Here is a 10,816-nt window from a genome sequence, read left to right as displayed (position 1 = left end):
CTACTTAGTGCTTTCTGCAAGCTTATATCTTTTTACAAACAATAGAGTCACATAAGAAATAATAAATGAGAAAATGCTATACATGCCGACCCAAAAGAAAAATTTTGGAGTAAAGGCGATAACACCTATTATTAAAAAACTAGCAAACGTTACAATCGGCATTACGTAATACGTTTTCGTTTTGCGTGTTCCAATAACAGATACGATAAAGATAAATAATGGACAAATTAATAAGACGAAAATCAATTCATTCATAGGTATGTCCCCTTTTCTAATTGCAGTAATCTGTTTCTCGTAAACGTTTTGAAATAATTACTCTCCTAATATAATTTCGCTGAGTAATAACGAATCCCTCTTGAAAACTGATAATTCATGATGAATTTTACAAGCAAAAAACGTAAGCAAGAGAACACTTGCTTACGTTATAGGATAAACATCGCAACGATCGTGGTGACAATTAAACCGATAACAACCGGTAAAAAGTTTCGGCGTGCAAGTTCAAATGGATCGACTTTACAAATCGCAGCAGCAGGAATAAGTGCCCAAGGAATTAACGTCCCGCCCCCGGTCCATATAGCTGCAATTTGCCCGAGTGCTGTTAATGTAGCTGTTCCATGGCCAAGTGCTGTTCCAAAAAGATTGGCAATGGAACCAGCAAGTGATATACCTGAAAAACCTGATCCATCTAAGCCGGTAATGACACCCACGATGGTTAATGTCCCTGCCGATACATATTGATTTAAAGGAACAGTTTGAGATAAAGCGATGCCTAAGTCGTTAATGATTCCGTGTGAACCTTTCGGTAAATAGTCTCCGATAATTTTCACAAAGCCACTATCTCCTAAATAAAAGAGTGCAGCGATAGGAATAACTGGTCCGAAAATTTTAAAGCCAAATTGGAGCCCTTCTATGAAATAATCGGTTGTTTTATTCAGTCCATTACCTTTGTAGGCGATGAGAGAAATGATGATAATCATAATAACAGTTGTTCCGCCGATAAGTGCAGTTGCGTCGCTTCCTTGTAGTTTAAATTGAATCATGCAAAGGATATCAATGATATATACGATAGGGATACAAATAGCGAGCCATTTCTTTGTGCGAGGAGATAATGAAGTGAGCGTTTTAGAAGACTCAGTTGATAGAATAGATTCTTGTATAGCTAAGCCTGTATGAAACTCTTTTCGTAAGAAGAAAAAAGCGACGGAAGTTGTCACAACGCCCATAACGATAACGAGTGGAACACTTGCAGATACGACGCTGGAAACAGGGAGACCAGCCGCGTCTGCAGTTAATTTCGGTGCACCTTGAATAACGAAGTCTCCAGATAAGGCGATGCCGTGTCCAAATAAGTTCATAGCAATTGCAACCCCAATTGGAGGAAGGCCGACACGTACAGCAACCGGTAATAAAATAGCTCCCATTAAGGCGACAGCTGGAGAAGGCCAAAAGAAGAAAGAAATGGTCATCATTAAAAGGCCGATAATCCAGTAGGCGAGTGTAGGTGTACGAATCATTTTTGTAAATGGTGAAATCATCGTATCATTTATGCCAGTATGAACGAGTAAATTGCTCATTGATACGATAATGGAGATGATTAATATAGTTGGTAATAGCTCAGTAATGGCGTAAATGAAACTTTGAAAAATCCCGCTAATGGCAAGAGGGATAGAACTTGTTGCAGTTAATGCTAATAAAAAGATAAAAACGATACAAATGATAGTCGTATCTTTCCGGAGAATAAAAAAGGTAATAATAGTGAGTAAACAAATAATGTAGAGAGCGTGTAATAGCGTTAATTCAACTCCCATAACGTTCACATCCTTTAGGCATTCGTGTAGTTTATTGTATGAAAGCAGTGAAAGTATGTGAGTATAGGAAAAAGAAAAAAGTAAAATTTCATGTACTGTAATGATGAGAACGATAAATGGATGTTACAATACAGTTAATCCTAAAAAATGAATAAAAGAAAGTGCCACCTTATCTGGTGGCACTTTCTTATTTTACTGCATGAGCTTTTTGCATCTTCCTAATTAAGCGAATTTGTCCGCGATGATTGATTTCATCTTCAAATACGTGAAACCATTTAAAGTAGTTGTTAGCTGGTTTGTCATACCAAAAGTCTGTCGTTTTAAATAGCCATTCATCAGGTAAAGATTGAAATGTTTCAATTGTTTTAGAGCGTACTTCTTGTAATGTATTAATGTAAAATTCTAAAGAGTTTCCTTTTATTTTTTCTCGTCCAAGATTCCCTAACTCAATAGCTGGCAACCAATGTTCTAATTCAGCTTCCGTCGGTTCACGATCCTCAAAGGTATGGATTTGGTAGTAAAATTCAATAGCAGCCATGTGATATAACAGCATGCCAATTGAATTGGCTTCTTTATCATATAAATAATCAAGTTCTTCAATTGTTAAACTTTCCACTGCTTGCATTGTTGTATAACGAGCGTAATTCATCATGGAAACAAGTTTTGAAAACTCAACTTGTAAACCATCTATTTTATCAATTACAAAATTCAATTTAAATTCCCCCTCTTTAAATGAACACTCCAGAGAAGGAATTCTATGTGTAGAAAAAAACTCCTTTTAAAAAGGCCATGATTTTAACAAGGGATTACAATTAGTTCTCTATTTGATTTTGTAATAACTTCATATCCGTCTTTTGTAATGACGATATCATCTTCAATTCTACAACCGCCCCAGTTCGGTATGTAAATGCCCGGTTCAACTGTAACAACCATACCTTCTTTTAATGTAGCTTTACTTTCTTGGGATAAGCGAAGAGGTTCATGTATTTCTAAGCCAAGACCATGACCAGTAGAATGACCAAAATATTGACCATATCCACAATCTGTAATGTAGTTTCTTGTTACATCATCGATACTTTTCGCAGTTTCTCCAGGCTTAATCGCTTCAGTCCCACGTTTTAACGCTTCTCGTACAACATTGTATATTTTTTTGAATTCTTCCGATGGTTCCCCTATTGCTACGGTACGTGTTATATCGGAACAATATCCGTCGTAAAGTGCACCAAAGTCTAATGTAACGATGTCGCCTCGTTCAATTATTTTATTTGATGCAACTCCATGTGGAAGAGAAGAACGAACACCAGAAGCTACAATAATTTGAAATGATGAAGATGTAGCACCTTTTTTTCGCATGAAAAATTCTAATTCATCTCGTACAGCATTTTCACTTATTCCTGGTTTTAGAAACGTAAGAATGTGATGAAATGCTTCGTCCGCGATATTAGCTGCAATTTTCATTGTTTCTATTTCAGGCGTGTCTTTAATGATACGAATATTTTCGATAATTTCGCACACTTGAATCATTTCCGCCTGTACGTATTTTTGCAAGTTTTTATATTGTTGCAATGTCATGTTGTTTTCTTCAATTCCAAGTTTTTGAATGTTTAATTTCGATACTTGATGTGCAATTTCTTTTTCTAAATTTCCTTTATGCATAATAATTTCAGCATCTTTTATTTGTGATTTCGCTTGATCTACATAGCGGAAATCAGTGATGAAAACAGCTTGATCGGCAGAGAGTAAGACGACGCCAGCACTACCTGTAAAGCCTGTTGCATATTGGCGGTTTTCTTTTTTTGTAATAAGTAACCCCTCAATTTCATAGTTTTGTAGTTGATTTTGGATTTTATTAATTTTTAAAGTCATGTTAATTCCTCCTATTCATAGTATTGAATAAAGCAAATAGCGTGCCAAAATGTATATTTGAAGAAAGGATAGTAGGGACAACATATATTTTAGGGGAGATAAAAAAATAGCCCGTAATTTGTGGGAGACGGTTTGTTCATAAAATCTAGATTGCTTCAATGAATAGCAGGGGGATGGGGAAAAATGATTGGAGTTACACTTGTACTTTATTTACATGCTGTAAAAAATTTTATACAAATGTGAAATGATACTGTCAATTTTTTTGACAATATTGAATGGATATAGCAACGAAATTGAAAACATATAAAAAATGCGCTGCATACAAGCAACGCATTTTTTTATTTATGCTTTTAATTTCATTACAATATCAGCATCTGGTGTTACATATACGGTTTGCTGATTGTCGTACGTAACAAAACCAAGTTTTGCACCACTCGGTTTTTTGACATGGCGTATTTTGGTGAAATCAACAGGTACAGAGCTAGACTCTTTCGCTTTACTGTAATAGGCAGCAATTTTGGCGGCTTCTAGTAAAGTTTCTTCAGCAGGCTCTAAAGAACGAATGACAACGTGAGAGCCAGGTATATCTTTCGTATGTAACCAAATTTCATCACGGCGGGCAAACTTCGTTGTTAAATAATCATTTTGTTTATTGTTTTTACCAACGAAAATCTCTGTGCCATCACTTGCTACATATTTATCTAATACTGGTTTAGTAGGCTTTTTCTTTGCGTTTTTCGTTTTGCGATTGCGCACATAACCTTCTTCAGCTAATTCCTCACGAATTTCTTCAATGTCTTTTGAAGAAGCAGCTTCCATTTGTTGAAGTAAGCTATCAAAATAAAGAATTTCTTCATTTGTTTTTTCGATTTGTTCTTCTACAACAGCAACCGAATTTTTTGCTTTTTGATACTTTTGGAAATAGCGTTGTGCATTTTCAGATGGTGTTTTTAAAGGATCTAATGTGATTTTTACAGTTCCACCATCCTCATCGTAATAATTAACGACCTCAATATCTTTATCGCCCTTTTTTAAAGCGTACATATTGGCTGTAAGTAGCTCTCCAAATAGTTGATATTTATCTGCTTTTCCAGCATCTTGCAGTGTTTTTTCGAGTTTAATGAGTTTTTTCTCGTTTTTATTTTTTTCGTTTTGCATAAAGCGTTCTAAATCATGAGCTTGTTGTTTTACACGATCACGTTCTGCTTTGCCAAAGAAGAAACGATCTAACAATTCGCTCACTGATGAGAATGTTTTTTCTTCTCCTTGCAAGTGTGTAAGAGGGAAAAGATAAAAGAATTCTTTTCCATTTGCAGTAATCATTGTAGGTGTATATGCATGAGATAGTAATGGTGTTTGTATAGAGAAAAATGCTTCTGATAATGCTTTCTCGTTTACCATACCGGCTTTCTTTACTACTTCTTTTGCAAATAATGGGGATATTCCCATGAAAGCACCGACGAGTTGTTTATCCATATTTCCAGATAGAAAGTCTAGCGGTCTAATAAAATCATCTGCGGTTTCAATTTGCAGAGGATTGATTTTATGTTGGGCTGGTGGCGCGACGTACTCAGCACCAGCATATACAGTTCGGTGACGGTTTACGGCTAATGAAACGTGTTTTAAGCTATCTAAAATCACGTTTGTTTTCGTATCTAATAAGATAATGTTACTATGTCGTCCCATTATTTCAATTACTAATGTTTTTAATGATTCGTCTCCGATTTCATTACGACTGCGAACTGTAATTTGAATAATGCGTTCTAAGTCGATTTGTTCAATTTTTTCAATAAATCCACCTTCTAAATGTTTGCGAAGAAGCATACAGAACATCGGCGGTATTGCTGGCGAATCGTAGTTTTGATTCGTTAAGTGCATACGCGCATATGTAGGATGAGATGAAAGAATTAGTTTTTGGTTCTTTCCATTCGCTCGAATATGTAATAAAATCTCGTATTTTGAAGGTTGATATATTTTGGAAATTCTTCCTGTGTAAAGAGAATTTTCAATTTCATGTGTAATCGCTCTTGTAAATAATCCATCGAATGCCATAAATGAACACTCCTTTCTAACTAAATGTTAATTATAGCATTTTTTTGGACGAGGCTGAATAAGCTTTCAATAGAGTATGTCTGGAATCAGGAGGTCGATAGCAGGATGAACTGGTATGGAATGCGAGCACATGAAGTGGAAGAAAGAACGAATACGAATGTAAAGGTTGGACTTACAGAGAAAGAAGCAGAAGGGCGAGTAAAGAAATTTGGTACTAATGAATTAGAAGAAGCAAAAAGGCCTTCTGCACTAATGGTATTTTTAGCACAGTTTAAAGATTTCATGGTACTCGTTTTGTTTGGAGCAACAATTGTTTCTGCGTTTTTAGGTGAATACATTGATTCTATTGCTATTGTTGCCATTGTTATTATCAATGGTATTCTCGGCTTTTTTCAAGAAAGAAAAGCTGAAAAATCATTGGAAGCTTTAAAGGAACTAGCTGCCCCGCAAGTTACTGTAATGCGGAATGGAAAGTGGGTAAAAGCACCATCTAAAGCACTTGTTTTAGGTGATATTATTAAGTTTTCCAGTGGTGATCGTATTGGGGCTGATGTGCGTCTTGTTGAGGCATCAAGTTTATATATTGAAGAGTCTGCTTTGACAGGGGAGTCCGTACCTGTACAAAAGAAGGTAGAAGCACTGCAAGGGCAAGATGTTGCAATTGGGGATCAAAAAAATATGGCTTTTATGGGGACAATGATTACGCGAGGATCTGGTACAGGAGTCGTTGTAGCAACTGGTATGAATACAGCGATGGGGCAAATTGCAAATATGTTGCAAAATGCAGAGCAAATGGAAACGCCACTGCAAAGAAGGTTAGAACAGCTCGGAAAAATATTAATTATTGTAGCTCTTATTTTGACAGCGCTCGTTGTATTGGCTGGTGTGTATCAAGGGAATGAAGTATATCATATGTTTTTAGCTGGCGTATCGCTAGCTGTTGCGGCTATTCCAGAAGGATTGCCAGCAATTGTTACAGTAGCTTTATCACTTGGTGTACAGCGTATGATAAAAAAGAGAGCAATTGTAAGGAAGTTACCGGCCGTAGAAACGTTAGGCTGCGCTTCTGTTATATGCTCTGATAAAACGGGAACAATGACACAAAACAAAATGATGGTAACACATATGTGGTCAGGCGGAGAATTGTGGAAAGTGACAGGGCAAGGATATGAACCTAATGGCTCTTTTATGAAAGGTGAAAAAGAAGTGAATCCAGCTAAGACAAAATCACTTTATCAGCTACTTACATTTGGTTCACTATGTAACAATGCAAATATTATTCAAAAGAAAAAGGCGTACGTATTAGATGGGGATCCAACAGAGGGAGCGCTTGTAGCTGCAGCAATGAAAGCTGGGATAACACGTGAGGCATTGAAAGGGAAATTTGAAATTATTCGTGAATTTCCATTTGATTCAACTCGAAAAATGATGAGTGTTATTGTACGAGATCGAGAGGGGAAAAAGTTTATTGTTACGAAAGGAGCACCGGATGTTCTTTTGCAAATGAGTCAAACAATCTTATGGGGGGATAAGCAGCAGCCGTTAAGTGAGCTATATAGAAAAGAAGTACAGGCGGCTATTCATAGCTTAGGTAGTCAAGCGCTTCGAACAATTGCAGTTGCGTTTAAACCTTTAAAAGTCACGGATTCTATTGAACATGAAAGAGACGTTGAAAAAGATTTTATGTTGGTTGGGATACAAGGTATGATTGACCCGCCAAGGCCAGAAGTCGCGCAGGCGGTAAAAGAGTGTAAAGAAGCTGGTATTCGAACAGTAATGATTACAGGTGATCATAAAGTGACAGCAATGGCGATTGCTGAACAATTAGGAGTTTTACCACCAGATGGACGCGTTGTTGAAGGAGTAGAACTCGCGAATATGGATGTGGAGGAATTAGAAAATGTTGTAGAAGATACGTATGTATTCGCTCGTGTATCACCTGAGCATAAATTGAAAATTGTTAAAGCATTGCAAAATCAAGGACATATAGTAGCGATGACAGGTGATGGAGTGAACGATGCTCCAGCTATAAAAACAGCGGATATTGGGATAGCGATGGGGATTACAGGGACAGATGTTGCAAAAGAAGCCTCTTCACTTGTTTTACTAGATGATAATTTTGCTACAATTAAGTCAGCGATTAAAGAAGGAAGAAATATATACGAGAACATACGTAAGTTCATTCGCTACTTATTGGCGTCAAATGTTGGAGAAATTTTAGTTATGTTATTTGCGATGTTACTTGCATTACCACTGCCGATGGTTCCTATTCAAATTTTATGGGTGAACTTAGTTACTGATGGTTTACCAGCGATGGCATTAGGTTTGGATAAGGCTGAAGGAGATGTGATGAAGAGAACACCGCGTCACCCGAAAGAAGGGGTATTCGCTAGAGGGCTTGCGTGGAAAATAATAAGTCGAGGGTTTTTAATTGGAGCAGTGACGTTAGTGGCGTTTATTATTGCGTATAACCAACATCCAAATGAACTGAAATATGCACAAACTGTAGCGTTCGCGACGTTGGTACTTGCACAGCTTATTCATGTATTTGATTGTCGTAGTGAGCATTCTGTCTTTCACCGTAATCCATTTGGGAACGTGTATTTAGTAGGGGCGGTTATTATTTCGTTACTACTTATGCTAGTGGTTATATATTATCCACCGTTACAACCGATCTTTAGCACAATGCCGATACAAGCAAGAGATTGGTTATTAATTGGAGGTTTGTCATCAATTCCGACTTTCTTACTAGTAGGTTCTTTATTAACAGGGAAAAAGGCTAAGAAGAAAAAGCCGATGTTATATAAGAAGGGATTAAACTTGAAATAGTCAATGTTATGAAAATGTGATATAATTTACAGAAGGTAGTAGAGCCTTGTCTCTATTACCTTTTTCATTGAGTTATTTTATGGCTTGGATGTGATAAAAATGATTTCTAGTATGACAGGGTTTGGAAGATCGAAAGTAGAAAGTGATACTTTTCAAATTACAGTAGAAATGAAATCGGTGAACCACCGTTTTTTAGAGATGAGTATTCGACTTCCTAAGCAAATGATGGTATTTGAGGACAAAATTCGTAAAATAATTGCACAGCAAGTTCGACGTGGGCGCATCGAAGTGTCTATTAGTATAGCAGGTGAAGGACTTGTTGAAAGAAAATTAAGTGTGAATTGGTCACTTCTTGAGCAGTACCAATCGATGATGGAAGATATAAAAGGGAAATTTCAATTACAAGATTCTATTACACTCGAACAATTAATGGCAATGCCAGAAGTAACAGCAATTGAAGAAATAGAAAATGTAAATGAACATTTTGAGAACAGTTTATATGAGGCTGTTCGTCAAGCTGCTCATATGTTGAAAACGATGAGAGATGGCGAAGGAGAACGATTACATAAAGATATAGCGTATCGTTTACAAGAGATTAGCAATTGTGTAAATGCGATTATTCCACATGCACCAATTGTTACACAAAAATATCGTGAACGATTAGAAAATCGCTTAAAAGAATTACATAATCAAGATCTAGATGAACAAAGATTGCTAACAGAAGTCGCAATCTTTGCAGAGCGTTGTGATATTCATGAAGAGTTAGTTCGTTTGCAAAGTCATTTAGAGCAATTTCGTGAAACATTGCAGATTGAAGAGCCTGTTGGAAGGAAAATGGATTTCATCGTGCAAGAGATGCATAGAGAAATTAATACGATTGGTTCTAAGGCAAATGACTTAACAATTTCAAAATATGTTGTAGAAATGAAAAATAACCTTGAAAAAATTCGTGAACAAGTACAAAATATTGAGTAGCTTTCAAAAAATATATAAAGTTATACGTGGTGGAGAAATCGGATAGACTTACTAGGAGGCGCAAACTATGGCCATGCGGTTTTTAAATATTGGATACGGAAATATTGTATCTGCTCATCGAATTATTGCTATTGTAAGTCCGGAGTCAGCTCCTATTAAACGAACAGTACAAGAAGCACGGGAACATAATGCTTTGCTTGATGCTACGTATGGGAGAAAAACAAGGGCGGTTATTGTTATGGATGATGGGCATGTTGTATTAAGTCCAATTCAACCAGAGACGATTGCACATCGTTTGAATAATAAAGAAGATTTAAGTGAGGAAGGGTAGGTTTTACATATTTATGAGAAGTAGAAGAGGATTGCTCATCGTTCTTTCAGGGCCTTCTGGGGTTGGAAAAGGGACGGTTCGTAAAGAGCTGTTTAGCCATGAGGATACACGTTTTCAGTACTCTATTTCAGTAACGACACGTAAGCCGCGTGAAGGTGAAGTAGATGGTGTGGATTATTTCTTTAAAGAAAGAGAAGAATTCGAGGAAATGATTCGTAATGAAAAATTACTTGAGTGGGCTGAGTTCGTAGGTAATTATTACGGAACACCGATTGACTATGTTGAAAAAACATTACAAGAAGGAAAAGATGTATTCTTAGAAATTGAAGTGCAAGGAGCAATTCAAGTTAAGAAAGCTTTCCCAGAAGGTGTATTTATTTTCTTAGCACCTCCAAGTTTATCTGAACTAAAGAGCCGTATTGTCGGACGTGGTACAGAGACTGAAGATGTTATTGAAAATCGTTTAACTGTAGCGAAAGAAGAAATCGAGATGATGGACGCTTACGACTATGTAGTAGAAAACGATCAAGTTGAATTAGCTTGTGATAGAATTAAAGCAATTGTGGTTGGCGAACATTGCCGCCGCGAAAGGGTAGCAAAATATTATAAAGAAATGACGGAGGGTCTATAATTATGTTAAATCCATCAATTGACTCATTACTACAAAAAATCGATTCTAAGTACACTTTAGTAACAGTGGCTGCAAAACGCGCACGTGAAATGCAACTTGCTAATAACTGTGTTGTAGAAAAACCTGTTTCTCATAAATGTGTAGGTAAAGCATTAGAAGAAATCGATGCAGAAGCATTAAGCTACGTACCAAGTGAAGATAAAGTAGCTGAATAAGCCTTTGCCTTCGACAAAATAAAACATAGACTTTATAATTTTCTATGTAACGGTAACAACCTATTTACAAGTAGGTTGTTATTTTTTTACGAAAGGAATGAAATATCGG

General features: G+C 36.5%; 10 protein-coding genes. 5 read left to right on the top strand and 5 right to left on the bottom strand.

Going from position 1 to position 10,816, the window contains the following annotated elements; all coding sequences use genetic code 11:
- The 5 genes from GD442_RS18660 to GD442_RS18640 all read right to left on the bottom strand — a co-directional run bounded on the left by GD442_RS18660 (position 1) and on the right by GD442_RS18640 (position 5,726).
- On the bottom strand, positions 1-255 hold the full coding sequence (locus tag GD442_RS18660) for a YbeF family protein (protein WP_159365143.1): 255 nt from the start codon (positions 253-255) through the stop codon (positions 1-3).
- A 167-nt stretch (positions 256-422) separates the two neighbouring features.
- Positions 423-1,808, bottom strand: coding sequence for a membrane protein (locus GD442_RS18655; RefSeq protein WP_000537875.1), 1,386 nt, complete (start codon positions 1,806-1,808; stop codon positions 423-425).
- A 187-nt stretch (positions 1,809-1,995) separates the two neighbouring features.
- Complete coding sequence (locus tag GD442_RS18650) at positions 1,996-2,520, bottom strand: DinB family protein (protein WP_001012048.1); 525 nt, start codon at positions 2,518-2,520, stop codon at positions 1,996-1,998.
- Positions 2,521-2,603: 83 nt separating this feature from the next.
- Positions 2,604-3,674 (bottom strand): M24 family metallopeptidase, encoded by a 1,071-nt coding sequence (locus tag GD442_RS18645; RefSeq protein ID WP_000172817.1) that lies wholly within the window; start codon positions 3,672-3,674, stop codon positions 2,604-2,606.
- Positions 3,675-4,016: 342 nt separating this feature from the next.
- Complete coding sequence (locus GD442_RS18640) at positions 4,017-5,726, bottom strand: Rqc2 family fibronectin-binding protein (protein ID WP_000863284.1); 1,710 nt, start codon at positions 5,724-5,726, stop codon at positions 4,017-4,019.
- 105 nt (positions 5,727-5,831) lie between these two features.
- Here GD442_RS18640 and GD442_RS18635 point away from each other — a divergent pair, with 105 nt between their 5' ends.
- The 5 genes from GD442_RS18635 to rpoZ all read left to right on the top strand — a co-directional run bounded on the left by GD442_RS18635 (position 5,832) and on the right by rpoZ (position 10,707).
- Positions 5,832-8,555, top strand: a complete 2,724-nt coding sequence (locus GD442_RS18635) for a calcium-translocating P-type ATPase, SERCA-type (protein WP_001104778.1) — start codon at positions 5,832-5,834, stop codon at positions 8,553-8,555.
- Between the two features lie 99 nt (positions 8,556-8,654).
- Positions 8,655-9,530, top strand: coding sequence for a YicC/YloC family endoribonuclease (locus GD442_RS18630; protein ID WP_000625866.1), 876 nt, complete (start codon positions 8,655-8,657; stop codon positions 9,528-9,530).
- A gap of 67 nt (positions 9,531-9,597) precedes the next feature.
- Complete coding sequence (gene remA / locus GD442_RS18625) at positions 9,598-9,861, top strand: extracellular matrix/biofilm regulator RemA (RefSeq protein WP_001251456.1); 264 nt, start codon at positions 9,598-9,600, stop codon at positions 9,859-9,861.
- A gap of 13 nt (positions 9,862-9,874) precedes the next feature.
- Complete coding sequence (gmk, locus tag GD442_RS18620; protein WP_001257741.1) at positions 9,875-10,492, top strand: guanylate kinase; 618 nt, start codon at positions 9,875-9,877, stop codon at positions 10,490-10,492.
- A gap of 2 nt (positions 10,493-10,494) precedes the next feature.
- Entirely contained in the window at positions 10,495-10,707 is a 213-nt protein-coding gene (gene rpoZ / locus GD442_RS18615; protein ID WP_000933960.1) for a DNA-directed RNA polymerase subunit omega, read from the top strand.
- Positions 10,708-10,816: the final 109 nt, after the last annotated feature.

Source organism: Bacillus sp. A260 (genome assembly GCF_009861435.1).
In the GTDB taxonomy this organism is placed as follows: Bacteria; Bacillota; Bacilli; order Bacillales; family Bacillaceae_G; genus Bacillus_A; species Bacillus_A cereus.
The sequence above is the reverse complement of the archived record's forward strand: the minus strand, read 5'-3'. Positions and strand labels throughout refer to the sequence as shown.

Coding starts and splice junctions, on each gene's coding strand:
- GD442_RS18660 (WP_159365143.1), bottom strand. CDS start 255: ATGAATGAATTGATTTTCGTCTTATTAATTTGTCCATTATTTATCTTT.
- GD442_RS18655 (WP_000537875.1), bottom strand. CDS start 1,808: ATGGGAGTTGAATTAACGCTATTACACGCTCTCTACATTATTTGTTTA.
- GD442_RS18645 (WP_000172817.1), bottom strand. CDS start 3,674: ATGACTTTAAAAATTAATAAAATCCAAAATCAACTACAAAACTATGAA.
- GD442_RS18640 (WP_000863284.1), bottom strand. CDS start 5,726: ATGGCATTCGATGGATTATTTACAAGAGCGATTACACATGAAATTGAA.
- GD442_RS18635 (WP_001104778.1), top strand. CDS start 5,832: ATGAACTGGTATGGAATGCGAGCACATGAAGTGGAAGAAAGAACGAAT.
- GD442_RS18630 (WP_000625866.1), top strand. CDS start 8,655: ATGATTTCTAGTATGACAGGGTTTGGAAGATCGAAAGTAGAAAGTGAT.
- remA (WP_001251456.1), top strand. CDS start 9,598: ATGGCCATGCGGTTTTTAAATATTGGATACGGAAATATTGTATCTGCT.
- gmk (WP_001257741.1), top strand. CDS start 9,875: ATGAGAAGTAGAAGAGGATTGCTCATCGTTCTTTCAGGGCCTTCTGGG.
- rpoZ (WP_000933960.1), top strand. CDS start 10,495: ATGTTAAATCCATCAATTGACTCATTACTACAAAAAATCGATTCTAAG.